The 18,734-nt window shown below is 45.6% G+C and carries 15 protein-coding genes; 10 read left to right on the forward strand and 5 right to left on the reverse strand.

Annotated elements, in window-relative coordinates; genetic code table 11:
• Positions 1-74 precede the first annotated feature (74 nt).
• A complete protein-coding gene (locus ACRRS0_RS17750; RefSeq protein ID WP_432451886.1) occupies positions 75-869 on the forward strand; it encodes a sterol desaturase family protein in 795 nt (264 codons plus the stop codon).
• 100 nt (positions 870-969) lie between these two features.
• Here the strand turns inward: ACRRS0_RS17750 and arcB are convergent, their stop codons facing one another.
• A complete protein-coding gene (gene arcB, locus ACRRS0_RS17755; protein ID WP_432451885.1) occupies positions 970-3,366 on the reverse strand; it encodes an aerobic respiration two-component sensor histidine kinase ArcB in 2,397 nt (798 codons plus the stop codon).
• A 179-nt stretch (positions 3,367-3,545) separates the two neighbouring features.
• Between arcB and folE2 the strand changes: the two genes are divergently transcribed.
• Entirely contained in the window at positions 3,546-4,472 is a 927-nt protein-coding gene (folE2, locus tag ACRRS0_RS17760) for a GTP cyclohydrolase FolE2 (RefSeq protein ID WP_432451884.1), read from the forward strand.
• 21 nt (positions 4,473-4,493) lie between these two features.
• On the opposite strand, the gene ACRRS0_RS17765 is transcribed toward folE2, so the two are convergent.
• Together ACRRS0_RS17765 and ACRRS0_RS17770 are read right to left on the reverse strand one after the other, a co-directional pair.
• Positions 4,494-6,287, reverse strand: a complete 1,794-nt coding sequence (locus tag ACRRS0_RS17765) for a sensor domain-containing diguanylate cyclase (protein ID WP_432451883.1) — start codon at positions 6,285-6,287, stop codon at positions 4,494-4,496.
• A gap of 93 nt (positions 6,288-6,380) precedes the next feature.
• Positions 6,381-7,301 carry a TIGR01212 family radical SAM protein gene (locus tag ACRRS0_RS17770; RefSeq protein ID WP_432451882.1) on the reverse strand — a complete coding sequence of 307 codons (921 nt, stop codon included), beginning with the start codon at positions 7,299-7,301 and terminating at the stop codon, positions 6,381-6,383.
• A 172-nt stretch (positions 7,302-7,473) separates the two neighbouring features.
• Between ACRRS0_RS17770 and ACRRS0_RS17775 the strand changes: the two genes are divergently transcribed.
• Positions 7,474-7,857: a DUF2750 domain-containing protein gene (locus ACRRS0_RS17775; RefSeq protein ID WP_432451881.1), complete on the forward strand. Its 384-nt coding sequence runs from the start codon at positions 7,474-7,476 to the stop codon at positions 7,855-7,857.
• A gap of 172 nt (positions 7,858-8,029) precedes the next feature.
• Entirely contained in the window at positions 8,030-9,313 is a 1,284-nt protein-coding gene (tyrS, locus tag ACRRS0_RS17780; RefSeq protein WP_432451880.1) for a tyrosine--tRNA ligase, read from the forward strand.
• Between the two features lie 82 nt (positions 9,314-9,395).
• Here tyrS and ACRRS0_RS17785 read toward each other — a convergent pair whose 3' ends face one another.
• Positions 9,396-10,673, reverse strand: coding sequence for an NAD(P)/FAD-dependent oxidoreductase (locus tag ACRRS0_RS17785; RefSeq protein ID WP_432451879.1), 1,278 nt, complete (start codon positions 10,671-10,673; stop codon positions 9,396-9,398).
• Positions 10,674-11,079: 406 nt separating this feature from the next.
• On the opposite strand from ACRRS0_RS17785, the gene ACRRS0_RS17790 reads away from it, so the two are divergent.
• The 6 genes from ACRRS0_RS17790 to ACRRS0_RS17815 all read left to right on the forward strand — a co-directional run bounded on the left by ACRRS0_RS17790 (position 11,080) and on the right by ACRRS0_RS17815 (position 17,117).
• Complete coding sequence (locus ACRRS0_RS17790) at positions 11,080-11,508, forward strand: GNAT family N-acetyltransferase (protein WP_432451878.1); 429 nt, start codon at positions 11,080-11,082, stop codon at positions 11,506-11,508.
• 63 nt (positions 11,509-11,571) lie between these two features.
• Positions 11,572-12,270 carry a 5'-methylthioadenosine/S-adenosylhomocysteine nucleosidase gene (gene mtnN / locus ACRRS0_RS17795; RefSeq protein ID WP_432451877.1) on the forward strand — a complete coding sequence of 233 codons (699 nt, stop codon included), beginning with the start codon at positions 11,572-11,574 and terminating at the stop codon, positions 12,268-12,270.
• On the forward strand, positions 12,270-13,217 hold the full coding sequence (locus tag ACRRS0_RS17800) for a cobalamin biosynthesis protein CobD/CbiB (protein ID WP_432451876.1): 948 nt from the start codon (positions 12,270-12,272) through the stop codon (positions 13,215-13,217). Before mtnN ends, ACRRS0_RS17800 begins: the two co-directional genes overlap by 1 nt.
• Positions 13,204-14,043 carry a cobalamin-binding protein gene (locus ACRRS0_RS17805; protein ID WP_432451875.1) on the forward strand — a complete coding sequence of 280 codons (840 nt, stop codon included), beginning with the start codon at positions 13,204-13,206 and terminating at the stop codon, positions 14,041-14,043. Before ACRRS0_RS17800 ends, ACRRS0_RS17805 begins: the two co-directional genes overlap by 14 nt.
• A gap of 380 nt (positions 14,044-14,423) precedes the next feature.
• Positions 14,424-16,001: a peptidoglycan DD-metalloendopeptidase family protein gene (locus tag ACRRS0_RS17810; RefSeq protein WP_432451874.1), complete on the forward strand. Its 1,578-nt coding sequence runs from the start codon at positions 14,424-14,426 to the stop codon at positions 15,999-16,001.
• 9 nt (positions 16,002-16,010) lie between these two features.
• On the forward strand, positions 16,011-17,117 hold the full coding sequence (locus ACRRS0_RS17815; protein WP_432451873.1) for an anhydro-N-acetylmuramic acid kinase: 1,107 nt from the start codon (positions 16,011-16,013) through the stop codon (positions 17,115-17,117).
• Positions 17,118-17,250: 133 nt separating this feature from the next.
• Here the strand turns inward: ACRRS0_RS17815 and ACRRS0_RS17820 are convergent, their stop codons facing one another.
• A complete protein-coding gene (locus tag ACRRS0_RS17820) occupies positions 17,251-18,552 on the reverse strand; it encodes a methyl-accepting chemotaxis protein (RefSeq protein ID WP_432451872.1) in 1,302 nt (433 codons plus the stop codon).
• Positions 18,553-18,734: the final 182 nt, after the last annotated feature.

Here is an 18,734-nt window from a genome sequence, read left to right on the forward strand (position 1 = left end):
TCTGGGTGTATATCTGTGACTAAGTTTAGTCTAAGTTGAGTTGTTGTTTGAGAGCCAGCGGGTATACTCAAGCAATGCACAACTTTGACCTATGGCGAATGCTCATTTTCGTCAGCCTACTTAGCTTATTTATCTTGCTGGAAATCCGTTGGCCAAGGCATCCCCGTTTAATTCCTCGCAGCCAACGCTGGCCAGCTAACTTTGTGCTAATCATCGTCAATGGTGTGTGCGTTAAATCAGTCTTCCCAATCAGTACTTTCGGCTTAGCCATGTGGAGCTCGGAGCAACAATGGGGGGTATTGAATCAACTAAATTTCAATACTTATTTGAGTATCCCACTGAGTATTCTGTTATTAGATTTTGCGATCTATTGGCAACATCGTTTATTTCATGCCCTCCCTGTACTTTGGCGTATACATCGGATGCATCATGTCGACCCAGACTATGATGTCAGCCTAGGCTTACGCTTTCATCCGATTGAAATATTGCTGTCGATGGCGATTAAACTGGCAATCATTCTGCTGCTAGGCGCGCCAGTGATGGCTGTATTTTTATTTGAAGTGATACTCAATGGTATGGCGATGTTTAATCATAGCAACTTGAAACTCCCCAACAAATTAGATGGAATACTGCGTCGATTCGTGGTTACTCCCGACATGCATCGGGTACATCATTCACAACGCATAAATGAGCATAATAGTAACTATGGCTTCAATCTGTCATGCTGGGATCGCTGGTTTAATAGTTACATTGCACAACCCAAACTCGGCCACCAGCAACTTCGTTTCGGCTTAAGTGGCTGGCCCGACGCCAAAGATAATCGGCAGCTCAAAGGCTTGCTCTCACTCCCCTTTCGTTCTGCCAAATAAGCCTGCAAACTAAGCTGGGCTAGAGAGGCTGCCGCTGGAGCGACCAATATCATATCGACTCAATCACGATGAAACGAATATTGAATATGGGCGGATCATTTTAGTCTTGGTCAAGCGGTAGCGGTAAGTTGAGACTATCCTTAGATTCGGTGGTTTCCGCCGAGCTAAAATCTTCGATAGCCTTATCTAACAACTTCAGATCCTCTGGGTAATCATGGCTCAACTGATGGATCCAATCGTCAACATTATCCCACCAAGCTGGCAGTTCGGGAGATTGAATTTTGTTGGCCAAACGCTGGATGCGAGCCAAACCAATAGAGCCCGCGGCACCTTTGATCTTATGAGCCTCGGAAGCAATTCCCTGCTGGTCTTTCGCAAACAAATTACTTTCAAGTACTTGCATATAATCGGGCATCACTTGCCTGAATAAAGTAACACTATCGGTAAGCACCTGACTGCCAATGCTACTACAAAACTGTTCAATCAGTTCCAAGTCTAATACCGGTTGAGAACTGCGACTAAGGGCCTGACTAGGATTTAGTTGAGTCTCGGAGGGCTCATCATGTGGGCCAATAGCAAATACATTATTCAAACAATGAACCACCGCATTGCGGTTGATCGGTTTATGGATTACATCCATCATGCCAGCTTTAGCAAACTCTTGTTTGCTATTGACCACATTCGCGGTCAACGCCACCATCGGCGGAAGTTGTTCTTTGGCGTAGTCTTGTTGTAAGCGTTCAGCAATATCGAAACCGCTCATATCAGGGAGCTGAATATCCAACAATATTAAATCAAACGAGTCGGGATCAAAGCTCGCTAAGGCTTGCTTACCATTCATTGCCACCGCCACATGGTGGCCAAGTTTTTCTAACAAAGCTTTCGCGATGGTGACATTTAACTCAACATCTTCGACTAATAAAATGTCTAAAGGGGGATGGTCTATTTGCTCCGCTTCATCGGGGATAGAGTCCAACTGAACCTTGAGACTGACCGTAAAACACGAGCCTTCCCCCTGCTTGCTCGTGACCTTAATATCTCCGCCCATAGCCCGAACCAGTTGACGAGACACCGACAAACCAATACCACTACCGGTGGCAGATTTTCGGCCTTCCACTTGGTAATACATGGCAAAGATTTGTTCTAACTGATTTTGTGGAATGCCCGGCCCGGTATCGGTAATACTGATATCGAGTTGTACTTGCTGCTCGGCCAAAGGCTGTGCCTTAATCATCAACCCGACAGCTCCCTTTTCGGTAAACTTCACCGCATTTTGGGTCAGATTCCATAATACCTGACGCAACCGGGTCGGATCGCCAACAATACTGCTCGGGATCGGGCCTATTTGTTCAAATTTAAAACTTAAGCCTTTATTCTGCAACTGCATTTCGGTCAAGGTTTCGATGTCATTCACCAAGGCCTTAAAATCCATAGGTTCCATCGACACCGCAAAACGACGCCGATCGAGCTTATCTAAATCAATAATGTCGTTAAAAATATTACCCAGCGTGGTGGCACTTAATAAAATCGTATTCACATGCTTACGCTGCGCATCATTCAGTGCGGTATCCAGTAATATCTGGCTCAGACCAACGACCCCATTGAGTGGCGTGCGCAACTCATGGCTTAGCGTAGAAATAAACTGAGTTTTATCGCGGTTAGCCTTTTCTATATTCGCCTGATGGCGCATTCGTTCGGTAATATCTCGACCAAAACCCAATAGGCCTAAACGATTACCATTACGACCATAGAAAGGGACTTTGCGTAATTCAAAGAAAGCTTTTCGGCCATCGGGATATTCCAACCATTGCTCGTAGGTCAGCGGCTCATCGTTATCAAACACCTGGTGATCGGTTTCAACAATTTTATCGGCAATATCCTCTGGATAAACATCATAAGGGGTCAAACCTATTAATTTTTTTTCTGTTCGGCCAACCAACCGCTCTAAGGCAAGGTTGCATCCAGAAAACTGTCCTTGTTCATTGCGGTAATAAACCAAGTCAGGGGAACTATCAATAAAGCTACGCAGCAAGGCCGAATGTTCTTCTAACTCCTGTTGAGCCAGTTGACGTTGTTTCACCTCTTGTTCCAAATTAACAATCGCTTGACGACGAGCCGCCTCGGCTTTCTCACGTTCGTCGATTTCTTTATTTAGCTGGCTAATGTTGGCTTTTAACTTATTGGTAAGTTGTAAATCACGTGAACGCATTTTCTCTAGCTTACGAATAACCTTGCTTAAACGCTGTCGAGAATCTTCAATTTGTTCCACCACCACCGACATGAAAAACACCGCCCAAGGCGTGATAATTAAACCAAAAAATACCGAGCGGATCAGATCCACCGCCGAAACTTTACCGGTAAGGGCAAAGGTAACGCTCATCTGAATCGCTAAAGCCACCATGATAATCGCTGCCGCAAGGCTAATACTAAACTTAACCACGCCCAAACGAGACAATAAATGCACATAATAGGTGGCTAATTTTTTTAGTGGCGTCATTAACAATGCTTCCTTATCTTCACTATTCGCTTACATTTTTGGGTAGCCAAGCTAAATACCCTACGATAAAGATGGTTAATATTAAACAGGGTTCTGTGGTATAACAGCCCATCTTTTTTTAACTAAAGCCATCGAACAAGGCTTTATTAACACATAATCGTCCGTGGAGTACCAAGTGCATGTCTACTGCAATGCCTGATATCGCTAATTCAAGCCAAGCCCAAACAGAAGGTCAACTGGATTGGGTTGGCATGAGCCAAATAGAAATGCCGATCATGGTGGCATTTGAGGATCAGGCCCCCAGTCGAGTGAGCGCCCACATCGAAGCCTTTGTCAGCTTAGATGATCCAAAGGCCAAAGGCATTCATATGTCTCGCTTATACCTGCTCCTTGATCAACTCTCAAATCAGCAGGTATTAGATTATGCAGGTTTAACTAGTTTACTGGATCAGTTTATTGCCAGTCATCAAGATTTAAGCGAACACGCACAAGTAAGCTTTAACTTCGACTATCACCTACGTCGCCGTTCTTTAGTTTCAGGTAAAACTGGTTGGAAGGCCTATCCTCTGCAGATTAAAGCCACCCGTCTGAAACAGCTCACCGAGATCGAACTCAGCGTTGAAGTCCCTTACTCTTCGACTTGCCCTTGCTCAGCTGCTTTATCACGGCAACTCATTCAGCAAGCCTTCGCCGAGCGCTTCGATTCAGAATCTGTTGATAAAGCCGACGTTCAGCGTTGGTTGGGCACCACCGATGGAATAGTCGCAACCCCGCATAGCCAACGCAGCATTGCCCAAATTAAAGTGAAACTAAGCACTCAAGCTCAAGACTTACCATTAATTAGCTTAATTGATGAAGTCGAAAATACTTTACAAACCCCGGTGCAAGCAGCCGTAAAACGCGAAGACGAACAAGAATTTGCTCGCCTTAACGGACAAAACCTAATGTTTTGTGAAGATGCCGCTCGCCGTTTACAACACCGCCTCAATCAACGCCAAGACTTCTGTGATTTTTGGGTGAGAGTGAACCACTTAGAAAGTTTACATGCTCACGATGCGGTGAGCATTGTGACCAAAGGCATCAAGCAGGGTTACTCTGGACAATAACAACATCGCATAGAGCCATCCCTAAACACTATCACTGGCGGCGCAAAAACGCGCCTTGCCTTGGTGTTTCGCGCGATACAATTGCAAATCGGCAATTCGAACTAATTCGCCATAATCCATCCCCTGCTCGGGGACAATACAAGCTAAGCCAAGACTCACCGAAATAATTGGTTTCACTCCTGAATACTCATGAGGTATTTGTGCTTCATCGAGATATTCAAGTACATTATTTGCGATAATTTTAGCCCCATCCAAGCTGGTGTTTGGTAATAAAATAGCGAACTCTTCTCCGCCATAACGCGCGACTAAATCAGAACCACGCTTCACCGAACGACTAATTATTTTCGCCACTTGACGTAGCGCATCGTCCCCCAGCTGGTGACCATAGTTATCGTTATATTGCTTAAAACAATCAATATCTAACAACAGCAGGCTGAGTTCAATTCCCTCGCGACGATGGGTGACCCATAACTGCTGCAATTTTTCATCAAAACTACGACGGTTGGCCACCTGGGTTAAGCTATCAATAAAACTCAATTCTTGAAGCTGCATAATTGCATCAGCCAGCTGTTGTTCGGTGGTTTTTCGCTCCGTCACATCACGGGTGATAAAAATAATCCCCTTTTCACCGCTCTCATCATCGAGATAAGGTCCTTTGATCACTTCATACCAGATCTGATGACCATCATCGAGATAAACCAATTCTTCATAACGGAGCGGTTTACCGGTTTCTAAAATTTGTCGATTTTGCTGTTGATGCTGCTCTAATTGTTCTTCACTTAAAACTTCGGTGAGATGCTTGCCATGCAAATCGTCACTGGTGTAACCAAACATCTTGGCAAAGGGTTCATTCCCGCCAATAAAGTTGCCTTTATCATCGATAAACCCAAGTGGGTCTGGCGTTGAATGAAATACCGTACGGATCAGATTGTTTTGTCGCCCGAGCTTTTTCTCGGAACTAATTCGATTTTGGTTTTCTTGTTCCAGCTTACGGTTCAACTCATGCCACTTGGTCACATCATAAGAAACATTCAGTACTCCAGTGACTTCATCATGCTGATTCTTAAGTGGGTAAACATTATTTTGTAATAAAATTTGTCGGCTATCTGGCGCGCTAAACCACTCGGTGTACTGGCATGGTTCTCCCGCGAGCACCTGTTGATCATGTAATTGGCTACGCCCTAACTCGTAGTGCGTCAGAAAATCACTTAAACGCTTGCCTGTTAATTCAGAGGGTTTTAGGCCGTGGAACCCTGCCCAAGCCTGATTACAGCCCAGTAGACGTTCATTAGCATCTTTAAAATAAATAAACTCTGGAATGGAATGAAGTACGTCTGCAAACAACTTCTGTTCTTGCTCTATTCGATTTAGATAGGCAAAGCCTTGCGCATTCTCATAAGCATTAATAAACCATAGCTCTCGACAACCGTGCACACTTAAACTGGCGTAAAGTAATAATACCTTGGCTTGTGGTGGAGACTCGAGCTGCCAGTGCACCCCTTCCATCTTCTGTGAAGCCGTATAAGGTTGAAGCAAGTCAATCAATTGCGTGAGATGCCGAGACTCAGAGAAAACCCAAGCTTTACTGTTATTCGTCAGCTGTAGCAACTCACAAAAGCGGGGATTAGCAAACACAACTTCTTTGGTGTTCGCATCTAACATCAGTTGTGCCGCGGGAGACTTGACCATCGCAGCCTGCTGGATAAGGATCCGTCGACGTGCCAAGCCCCAGAGAATAATCACCGTAATTAACAATGCGCTTAGCGCCGCGATAGTGAATTGCATCCAAATCGCCGGATAAAAAGTCTCTTGCATCAATCGTCCATTTTTCTGCAGCTGAAGACTACTTTACCTGATAATGCAAAATATGGAACTATTCTATTATGAAACAAGTAATTACGTCACACACTAAGTAACTTTAGTGGCTAAGGCTGTTCCTTGGGCGCCTTGTTCAGCCAGTGCTTTCGCAATATCGGTGAGTGCCCACCATTTATTCTGGCACCACTCTGGCGCTAATAATATGGGAGGCCGTGAATGCGCACTCACCCGATGAAACACCACATGTGGCGGCGTATGCTGGATCAGCTTTACCGCTGCGCTCACGTATTCAGCTTGGCTCATGGTGCTTAAACGACCCGCTCGCCAAGCCTTAGCCATGGTACTGCCTTCCACCACGTGTAAGGGATGTAGCTTAATACCTGCAATATCCAAAGCCAATACAGCCTCAAGCGATTGCATATAATGCGTTAGCGTTTCTTCTGGCAAACCTAAAATTAAATGCGCGCAAACCTTAATTTTGTGTCGCTGAGCCCGCGCCACCGTTTGTTCAAAAGCCGCAAAATCATGCCCTCGATTAATTCGCTTCAAGGTTTCATCGTGGGCGGTTTGTACTCCTAACTCCAGCCACACTTCTTTACCTTGCTGCTGAAATTCGGCCAACATTTCTAATACCGCATCTGGCACACAATCTGGGCGAGTACCAATGCACAAGCCCACCACCGATGGGTCATTTAAAGCCTGCTGATACATCGAACGTAAATACTCAATCTCAGCATAGGTGCTAGTATAGGCCTGAAAATAGGCGAGATAAGCGATATTTTTATGTTTCATTTCAGCTTTACGCGCAGTCAGCTGCTCAGCAATTGATAAACGTTTTTGTTCGGGTTTCACAAAGGAGTCCACGTTACAAAAAGTACAGCCGCCAACGCCAATACTACCGTCGCGATTAGGACAGGTAAAATCACCATCCACACTAAGTTTGCGGACTTTTCCAGCAAACTGCTGCTTTAAGTGACGCCCGAGCGTATTTACATATAAATCTAATTGCACAACAACTACTTACCTACGTTGACCAAAACCAGCTTAAAATCACGGAAGCCAGTCTAGCGATAAGCGCCGAGCACTGCATCGGCATAGATCAATCCAACGACAGATCTAAAGGCTATTTTGATCAAACAGAGCTGTTATACTGTGCGCCGCAATTTATCACCTAGGAATCAATATGAGTAGCAGCGACAATGCCGCCATAGAGCAATACAACCGTCTCACCAGCAAACAACGTTACCAGTCGTTTGTAGAGCAGGCTCGCCAAGCGCAACAACTATGGACTTTAAGTGATGAGCAGGGTTGCTTAATCATCGAAACCGGCGAAGAAAAAGTCCTGTTACTATGGAGCGAACCTGCATTTGCGGAACACTGGGCCAGTAAAGATCATTCCAGCTTTCAATCGCTTGCAATTTCGCTCGACGATTTTATCGAGAAATGGGCGCCCGGTATGAGCCAAGATGGCTTCGACATTGCCGTTGCTCCCAGCTTTGCTGGAGAAGGGACCATTGTCGCGCCTCTCGATCTCGCCGAAGAACTCTCAAGCGGCAAAATAAAATAAGCGCAAAATCAGGCGAAACGAGCCAAGCACCAGGCAATTCATCCCAAGTTCAGCTTAAATAGGCCAGTTAGCGGAATTAAGCTGTTTTTTTAGCGCTAGCTTAAGTGTAGAATCTTCGGCTCGAAATTTGTTCACCGCCCCCGTGGGCACAGCAATAGATACAGGTTAAATTATGACAACAACGGTTAATCCATTAATAGAAGATCTTAAGGCGCGTGGTTTAGTCGCCCAATGTACTGCCGACGAAGAACTGGCCGAACACCTTTCTAGTGGAGCCCGCACCCTGTATTGTGGCTTTGACCCCACCGCCGACAGCCTACACATTGGTAGCCTGGTGCCACTATTGATGTTGAAGCGTTTTCAACTGGCAGGCCATAAACCTTTAGCCCTAGTGGGTGGGGCAACTGGTTTAATTGGCGATCCAAGCTTTAAAGCGGCCGAACGTAAACTCAACAGTGATGAAGTGGTGACTGGTTGGGTTGCTAAGCTACAAAAACAAGTCAGCCAATTTATTGAATTTGGCGAGCAAGACAATGCGGCGAAAGTGATTAACAACCTCGATTGGACTGGCAACGTCAACGTGATTGATTTCATGCGCGGTGTGGGTAAACACTTCAGCGTAAATGCAATGATCAAGAAAGAGTCGGTGAAGCAGCGTATCGACCGCGATGAATCGGGCATTTCTTTCACCGAGTTTAGCTATATGTTGCTGCAATCTTTCGATTTTGCCGAGTTGAGCGACAAAGAAAATACCACCCTGCAAATTGGTGGCTCCGATCAGTGGGGGAATATTACTGGTGGTATCGATCTGGCGCGCCGTATGTATGGCAATAAAGTCTATGGTTTAACCATGCCGCTCGTCACCAAAGCCGATGGCACTAAATTTGGTAAAACTGAGACTGGCACAATTTGGCTCGATCCTAAACGTACCTCTCCTTACGCATTCTACCAGTTTTGGATTAACAGCGCCGATGCCGATGTTTACCAATTCCTTCGTTACTTCACCTTCTTAAGTGTTGCAGAGATTGCTGCCATTGAAGAGCGTGATAAAAGTGCTCAGGGCCGACCTGAAGCGCAAGCCATCTTAGCTCGTGAAGTCACCCGCTTAGTACATGGTGAAGAAGGTTTAGCCTCTTCAGAGCGGATCACCCAAGCGCTATTTTCTGGTGACTTAAGCTCGCTCAGCGAATCAGACTTAGAGCAGCTGGCCCAAGATGGCTTACCCTGTCGTCAAATTGAGCAAACACAAGCCAGCTTGGTTGAGCTATTAACCGCCACCGAACTGGCAAAATCGAACAAGATGGCGCGTGAATTCATTGGCAATGGTGCGGTTGCCATTAATGGCGAGAAAGTCACTGACCCAATGGCAGAGCTGAGTGCAAACGGCGCATTGTTTGGCAAATACACCTTAATTAAGCGCGGTAAAAAGCTGTTCAGCTTGGTGATTTGGGCTTAAACAATAGAACTCAACAATAAAGGTGCCGCAAAATACAGCACCTTTATTGTTGGTCAATCCTCGAAGATCAGCGTGCTATAAACTACTCATCTTCTAAACGCTCGATGCCAAGCTTTTTCATCACAAACTTCTCGTAAAATGTCTCGCTGGTTCCAGCTCTCATCTTATGCATAAAGTATTTTTCAAAACCAACCTTGGCTAAGTGCACCCATTTGCCTTGAGCAAACCAAGTGACATTACGCGGAGGGATCTGTGGCATCGCCACAAATGCGATCCCACCATCCCCGGTATCGGCCAAACAAACCGCATTCCAGCTGCCTTTTGCTGTGGCTGGTTGCTGAGTTAAATCGGCATGAATATTTTCTGCAATCGCGGTCATCATCGACTCAATCATATAACCGGTTTTTGGTGTGCCTAGTGGCACTGGGGTAACTTCAACAGGCGGGATCGCTACACAAACACCAGCCGAAAAAATATTTGGATAATGGGGAGAGCGCTGAAACTCATCAATCTTAACGAAACCTTTTTCATTACACAGTTCTGGTACCTGAGCCACCACCTCAACTCCTTTAAAAGGAGGGATCAACATCGCATGTACAAATGCTAAATCATGGATGTCTCTCAGCTCTCCTTGGTGATCACATTCAACCACTCGCATGCTCCCTTCACTCACCCGCTCAACTTTGGCATTAACCACCCATTTTATGTGCCGATTACGCAGCTGACTTTCCAACATCGATTTAGAGTCAGCGACCCCACCCAGCCCCAAATGACCAATATAAGGCTCTGGAGTCACAAAGGTCATCGGGACTTTATGCCTGATTTTCGCATCCCGCAGCGCCTTATCTAAAATCAGTGCATACTCATAGGCAGGACCAAAACAACTCGCGCCTTGAAAAGCCCCCACGACCACTGGACCGGGGTTTTCGATGAGCTTTTGCACATCTTGATAGCATTCGATCGAGTGCCCTAAGGTACAAACCGACTGAGTAAAACCGCCCACAGGCCCTGCACCTTCAATCAGCTCAAAAGCTAATTTGGGCCCAGTTGCGATCACCAGATAGTCATATTGCAAGTCATCAGCCCCTTCTATCTCCAGCCGATTATGTGCAGCATCTAGTAAAGTCGCTCGCCCCACCACCAAGTCAATCTGTTTATTAGTCAAAGGTTTAAGTAAATCAATACAGATCTGTTCTGGCTTTCGCCATCCCACCGCCACCCATGGATTAGAAGGAACAAAATGAAATGCGGGGTACTCATTTACCACCGTGATCTGATGTGATTTACCCAATCTATTTCTAAGATCGTAAGCCCCCGCTAAACCACCCAATCCGGCACCCAATACCACAATATGCGACATCTAACGAACTCCTGCTATAACAAGCTGAGAATTTAAATTAGTAAAGACTAATTTAGAAAACCCTACAATACGACTATTGTCTATAGCGATACAGAAATGTGACCCACGCCGTTTTACATTATTTCGCAGCTCTCTAGCTGTAATGCAGAGCCAGAAAGCTTGATAGATAATACTAAGCCTTCAATAAACAAGGATAATATAGCGAAGTTAATGATGAGACGAATACCGAGTTCGCCACTTATTTCTCGGGACAATTACACTTGCAACAAACTTCTGGCAACAAAATCCCTGTAACAGACTTAAAAAAGTCATAAATCTTACCTAAGCTGCTTGCAGTCTGCCGCAGAAGGCGGTAACTATTGACTGATAAAAATAATAGTGAATTTTAACGAACATAAGGAAAACTATGCATATTCGTCCCATTCGTGAAGAAGATGCCAGCGCAGTGGCCAAATTGGCTGAACAACTTGGCTACCACCCAACGGCACAAACTGTATTACCGAACATTCATGCCATTTTGGAAAACCCTGCCCATCAATCTTTTGTTTACCTCAATGAACAAGAGCAAGTGATTGGCTGGGTACATGTTTATGTAGCCTTACGTTTAGGCTCACTTCCTTTTGCCGAAATTAGTGGCATGGCTGTCGACTTGAACTACCAAAAACAAGGCATTGGCCGCCACTTAGTGAAACAATGCCGCCATTGGGCAAACAGTCGCGGGGTAGGTGAAATTCGGGTCCGTTGCGATACCACTCGTGAACAGGCCAACCAATTTTATCAACATATCGGCTTTAAACATCGCAAATCACAACACGTGTTTGTGCGCGATCTATAGCTGTCTATCCCATCGGCTTATGATAAAATCTGGCGGATTTCTTCTTTAACTACAGAGACACTTATGACAACGGCAATTATTGGTGCAATGGAACAAGAAGTGGTAGCACTTCGCGAACTAATCAACAACTGTGAGACCTACAGCTTTGCAGGTTGTGAGTTCTATAGTGGAGAGATTAATCAGCATCCCGTTGTGGTCACTCGCTCTGGTATTGGTAAAGTTGCCGCAGCGATCGCCACCACCGTATTATTGCAGCGCTACCAGCCCAGCCAAGTGATTAATACTGGTTCTGCTGGCGGCTTCGATCCCAAGCTAAAAGTGGGTGATGTAGTCATTTCTGAGGAGCTGCGTTACCACGATGTTGACCTCACCGCATTTAACTACGAAATGGGTCAACTACCAGCCAACCCCGCCGCCTATAAGGCCGATAGCAAGTTAATTGAGCTTGCCGAGCAGGCCGCTCAACAACTATCGGGGCATCAAATCGTCCGAGGTTTAATTTGTACTGGTGATATTTTCATGGCCGACCCAGAGCGAGTAGCAAAAGCCCGCGCTGACTTCCCCAATATGATGGCGGTGGAAATGGAAGGAGCGGCAATCGCTCAGGTTTGCCATTTAGCCAAAGTGCCCTTTGTTGTGATCCGTGCTTTATCGGATATTGCTGGTAAAGAATCACCCGCGTCTTTTGATGAATTTTTAGAAACCGCAGCCAAGCACTCTACCGCCCTTGTGCTAGCGATGTTGCAACAGCTGCAACGCTAATGGATGAAAGCTCTTGGCTTTGGTTCAGCCTTAGCATCCCTTTACTCGGCATTGCCTTAGAGCGACTGATCAGCGGCCAGCTGTTCAAGCAACCCTTGTTGGTTGTTGGTCGCTTAGCCGAGCTGTTAGCGCAAAAAGTCAATCGGAGCAGTAATGGAACCAGACAACAGCGTCTAGCTGGCAGCATGGCCTTGTTTACCCTAGTGCTACCTTTAGCCATAGGCTTAGTTCTGTTTAATCAACTGAATCCCTTAACAATGCTGGTTGACCCCTTGTTATTACTGTGTTTATTGCAATGGCAACAACCAATGCACAGCTATCACAAAATCACTTTGCTGATCAATAGGCAGCAGCATCAGCAAGCCCGCAGCTTACTTCGCCCTTGGGTACTGCGCGATTGTGAAGAGCTTTCGGCAGTGGGGGTAGCCAAAGCCAGCGCCGAGATGCTGCTTCTCCGCTTAGCTAGCAATTGGTTTGGGGTGATTTTTTGGTTTATGGTCGGCGGTATCGTTCCAGCCTTAAGCTATCGCTTAGTCTGCGAGTTACATCAAACTTGGAACCCCAAGCTAGTGCAATATCGACAATTTGGTCGCACTGCGAGCATTCTTTATCAAACCTTTAGCTGGCTCCCCTTCCGCATACTCAGTTTAATTTTTTGCTGCTATGGTCATTACGGACGCAACTTCACAGCAGGTAAGCAAGGATTTCGCTGGCCCTACAGCAGCAGCGGTCAATTGCTCGGCGTCGCCGCGTCTAGTCTACAAAGTGAGCTTGGAGGGCCTCGCCTTTATCAACAAAAAAAAGTTGAACAAGCTAGATTTGGCCCTAGTAAACATTATCCCAAAGCCGCTGAATTAGACCGACTAGCCTTAAAACTGAATATGAGTGCTTTGTTATTTTTATTGTTACTCAGCCCAATCTATGTGGCGCGTATTGTCTACTTATAGAGGAATTTGGCTGCTCATTGCAGGACTTTGCTTCAGTTTTAACAGCGTCGCGGTAAGCAAACCACAACGTATTATATCCTTAGCCCCTCACTTGACCGAACTGGTGTATTCCTTAGGTGCTGGCAATCGTCTGATTGCCACCGTAGATTACGCCGACTACCCTAAGGCGGCGAAATCTCTACCGCGAATAGGTAACTACCAATACATTAGTTTAGAGAGCATTTTGGCCTTGCAGCCCGATTTAGTGTTGGTATGGCAACAGGGGAATCAAAAAGGTCTCGCTCAGAAATTAGCGGCACTCAATATTGCTGTCTACGTATCGGCTCCCAAAACACTGCTGCAACTACCACAAGAAATATTACAATTGGGGCGAGCCCTTGGAGAGCCGCAGCAAGGTCTGCGACTCAGTCAACAAAGCCAACAAATTCTGAAGCAACTTCAACAACGCTACCAAACTCGGCCCAAGGTCAGTGTCTTTTATCAACTATGGCACAATCCACTACGCAGTATTTCAGCCAAGAGTTGGATTAACGATGGGATCCGCCTATGCGGCGGTGAGAATATTATGGCCGAAGCGCCAGCACCTTATCCCTTATTATCTGAAGAGTTGGTATTGGCCGCCAATCCACAGGCAATCATTGTGGCTCAGTGGGCATTCAATCACTTCTGGAATAAATGGCCGCAACTACAAGCAGTACAGCAGCAAACCATCTATCATTTAGATCCCGATAAAGCACATCGGCTAACACTACGCACTCTCGAAAGCTTAACTGAGCTATGTGATGTTCTAGAAAAAACTCGAAAAAAAAACCACTCAGATAACTGAGTGGGACGAGAGCATATACGAGTGAAGAAAAATCTTCAGATGAACTAATGAAAGTCTTGTGCCAGCTTTACCTGAACAATAAGTATAAACAAAACTTCAACACAGATAGCCTACAATAAGCATCCTGTTAGCGATTTATTTCACCAATAACTCAACTTTCCCTCAGTATACCAATCATTATCCTGAGCGCTTAACGACCACAACATTATGTTTATAAATCGAAGCGAAAACGCTTGCACCACCTTTTGTCAACTTGCGCCAAATTGGGTCTTAGCTTCAATTTATTATGGATAAATCGCCAGCAAACGCACTGAATCTGGCATTCTGACTGGCATCTAGCTACAATCGGCCTAATCTCTTGTTTGTATGTTGGAAGTAGATTGGCAAGCTTATTACCAAAACGTCATAGACGGCTCTTATTGATTGCGCTGATTGTAGTGCTGGCCGCACTGCTCTTTCCCAGCGACCCTCCCGTCTCAGCAGAACAATCACGCCAACCCATCGATTTATCTGCTCCGGTAGCTCAAATCAGTTTGCCTTCAAATGAGACCTCAGAGCCAGCCAGCAGTGATTTAAACAACTCACAAGATCTTCACGTGAAAGCCAATAGCAGTCAATCGACCACTAACCAAGCGCACTTACAACAAGCGAGCTCAGCGGCTCCACAGGCAAGCCCTTCGTTGCAGTCAAAACCAATCAGCGCCTTAACTCTCAATGCGACTGAAAACGCCTCAAAGGAAAGTCTAAAAGCAAGCGAAGTGCAACAACGGCTCAGCCAATTCGATACCAAACAGCCACTACAACGTGGTGTTCGTTACCGTTTAGACTTAGCAATCGAGAGCAGCCAACTCAAGCCCGAAGAAGAACATTTTTATACCCTAAAACGACAAACTGTAAAATCTGGCGATAGTATGGCGTTGTTATTCTCTCGTGTTGGACTCAGCGCAAAGAGCCTCTATCAAATCGATCAGTTAGGCGGCGAAGCACATCAACTGCGAACCCTGCATCCTGGCGATAAACTAGATTTTTACTTAGATGAAAATGACCAGTTAATAGAATTACGTTATCCACGCTCAAAATACCAAACCTTAATTATTGAGCGTGATGAACAGCAACAATTTCAGGCCAGAGTGGAAACAAAAGCGCTAGAAATTAGAACCAATTTTGCGCGAGGCAACATTACATCAAGTTTTTGGAATGCCGGGATTAGCGCACAACTCAGTCAGGGACAAATCATGGCTTTAGCGGCCATTTTTGGTTGGGACATCGATTTTGCTCTCGACATTCGCAGCAACGACAGCTTTATGGTGTTGTTTGAAGAATACTATGTTGACGGACAGTATGCTGGCAATGGCAATATTATTGCCGCTGAATTTATTAATCAGGGCGAAGTATTTAGAGCGGTTCGCAACGACGATGATGATAACTACTATTCACCAGAAGGGCGCCCCATGCGCAAGGCCTTCTTACGCGCGCCGGTCAATTTTAAATATATCAGCTCCAATTTCAATCCTCGCCGCTTACATCCGGTGACAGGAAAGGTTCGTCCACACAATGGGATCGATTATGCGGCGAAACCGGGTACGCCAGTTCAGGCTGCAGGCGATGGCCGGGTGATAAAATCAGGATACAATCAATACAATGGCAATTATGTGTTTATTCAACATAGCAGTGCCTATGTCACCAAATATTTGCACTTGAAAAAACGTTATGTAAAAACTGGACAACGAATTAAACAAGGGAAAATAATTGGTACGGTAGGCGCTACCGGTCGTGTTACCGGGCCACATTTACATTATGAGTTTTTGGTTCACGGTGTACATAAAAACCCTCGAACGGTGAAACTACCGACGTCTACGCCACTTAAGGGTGATAAGAAAAAACGCTTCTTGCCTACGGCTAAGTCACGGATTGCCCAACTCGATAATACCAAACGTGTATTATTGGCCATGAATTAAGCGATTCACATGAGCGAAATTTATCTTGGTTTAATGTCTGGCACCAGCATGGATGGGGTCGATGCGGTGTTGGTTGACTTCGCAAAACAGCCACCATGTTTATTAGCCCACTACCAGCAGGCCATTCCTAACACTTTATTGACCCAACTGCACCGCTTATGTAGTCCGGCAACGAATGAATTAACAGCAATGGCACAAGCCAGTGTGGTAATGGGGAAACTGTTTGCAAACGCCGCAAACCAAGTGGTAGCACAAGCTCGACTTGAGCCCACCCAAATAAAAGCAATTGGAAGCCATGGGCAAACCATTCGTCACTTTCCTGAACTCGGATTTAGCTTGCAAATCGGAAGCCCCAGTCACATTGCGGTCGCAACGGGTATTGATGTGATTGCCGACTTTCGCAATAAAGATATGGCTTTAGGGGGCCAAGGCGCTCCTCTGGTACCAGCGTTCCATCAAGCCATTTTTAGTGACCCCAGCGAGGCGCGATTTATTTTAAACATCGGTGGTATTGCGAATATCACTAGCCTGATCGCTAACCAAACGCTACTCGGTTACGACACGGGGCCCGGCAATACCTTACTTGACCAGCATTTTCAACGCCACCACCCAAAAGGCTTAGCCTATGACGACCATGGTCATTGGGGGCGTAGTGGCCAGCCAAATCCCGGATTATTGACCTGTTTGCTCAGTGATAACTATTTCTGCCTACCCGCCCCCAAAAGTACAGGGCGAGAGTACTTTCATTTAGCTTGGCTAGATACCCATCTCCAACAAGCCCGATTCGCTAAAATCAAACCTGCAGACGTGCAATGCACCTTGTACCACCTTACCGCTCAAAGCATTGCTCAGTCACTGAACAAGCATGATAAGGGTTGTGTTTATGTCTGTGGCGGCGGCGATAACAACCCATTTTTACTGGAATTACTAGCCAAGGCCCTTCCCAACTTACGACTCAGTCGAACCTCAGAACTGGGGATCCCAGAACAAGCGCTAGAAGCGATGGCATTTGCCTGGCTAGCTCGCTGCTTCATCGAACAACAAGCAGGCAATGCGAGTTCGGTCACCGGAGCAAGCAGAGCAGCAATTTTGGGGGCACTATATCCTGCAAAGTAAGAGACCAATCTTGCGAATTAAGAGCCGAAGTAAAGCGTCAAACGACAGCCTCGAGTAAAAAGTGCCAAACCAGATACTATAAACTTGCCTGAGGGCAACAACTGAATGGCGCGTCATCCCGCCAGTAAAACGACTAGCGAGTTTCGGAGAGTTGCGTCACCGTATTCGAAACATTCTCTGCTCCCTTATAAATTTCATCCATTACCGTTGAAACTTCAGAGATTTTATCCATACCTTCGGCTGAAATAGCCGCAACTTCCTCCATGGCTTTGGTGACACTACTGGTCAATTTCTGGTTTTCTGATACCACTTCGGCAATCTCAGAAGTAGATTGACTGGTTCTGGAAGCTAATGAGCGCACCTCATCCGCAACCACTGCAAATCCGCGCCCCTGTTCACCAGCTCTGGCCGCTTCAATCGCCGCATTCAGGGCCAGTAAGTTGGTTTGCTCGGCGATACTTTTAATCGTTGAAACAATCGCCTCAATACTCTGGGACTTAATATTCAATTCTTGTACTCGCCCAGAAGTTTGCTTGACTTGATCAGCAATACCGCCAGAAAGCCGAACCGAGTCTTGTAAAAGCTCAGAGCCTTGTTTGGCGATTTGTGCGGTTTCGATAGAAGTACTCAATGCAATTTCAGAGGCTTCTGCCACGGCTAAGTTTCTCGCGACTTGCGCAGAAATGTCGGTCGCAAATTTAATGACCCGAGTCACCTTGCCTTCACGGTTAATAATCGGATTATAAGTTGCCTCCAGCCAAACATCCTCGCCATAGCTGGTCTTTCGTAAAAACCGCCCAGACTTAAATTCTCCCTTGGCAAGATCGGCCCAAAAATTTGGGTTTTCCTGGTAAAAAAGCTCATCGCAGAACATCTTATGTTTCTGTCCTTTAATTTGCTCCTGACTGTATTTGACCGTGGCTAAAAAATTATCATTAGCACGCAATATATTTCCCTGAGGATCAAACTCAATGATCGCTAAAGACCGTTCCAAAGCCTGCATAATGTTGTTTTTACTCTCTAACTCTAAATACTCTCGCGTCACATCATTGGCGATTTTCATAACTTTGAAAATCGAGCCATTCTTTTTAACTGGAAAATAGCTTGCCTGAAGCCAAACGGTGTGACCATTTTTAGCCACTCGCTCAAAAGTCCCTTGATGCGCAACTCCCTTGCTCAGCTCGGGCCAAAAACTGCGATACTCATGACTAGCGACATATGCTGACTTACAAAACATCGAATGGTGTTGACCAACTATCTCATCAAGTTGATAGCCCATCGTCTTTAAGAATAAAGGATTGGCATCGAGTATCTTTCCATCTGTCGAAAATTCGATGGTGGCAACACTGGCTTTAATCGAAGACACTATCCCCTCTAGTTCGCTCATCATTTCAATATTTTTGGCTAATTCTGCTTTCAATTTGGTTGCGAACATAGGTTCCCCTTTACGATGGCAATAAGCTTTCTCAACATACTATTGCGGTATGAAATCAATGTGGTACCACTAGAATATAGAACGGTGTTCACCATAGAGCGAATTAAATATCTTGAACATAACACACATTTTTAAATACTGTTATATCGCACCACCTAATCACGTATATTCCGCTGTACTCG

The organism is Agarivorans sp. QJM3NY_29 (assembly GCF_050870835.2).
In the GTDB taxonomy this organism is placed as follows: domain Bacteria; phylum Pseudomonadota; class Gammaproteobacteria; order Enterobacterales; family Celerinatantimonadaceae; genus Agarivorans.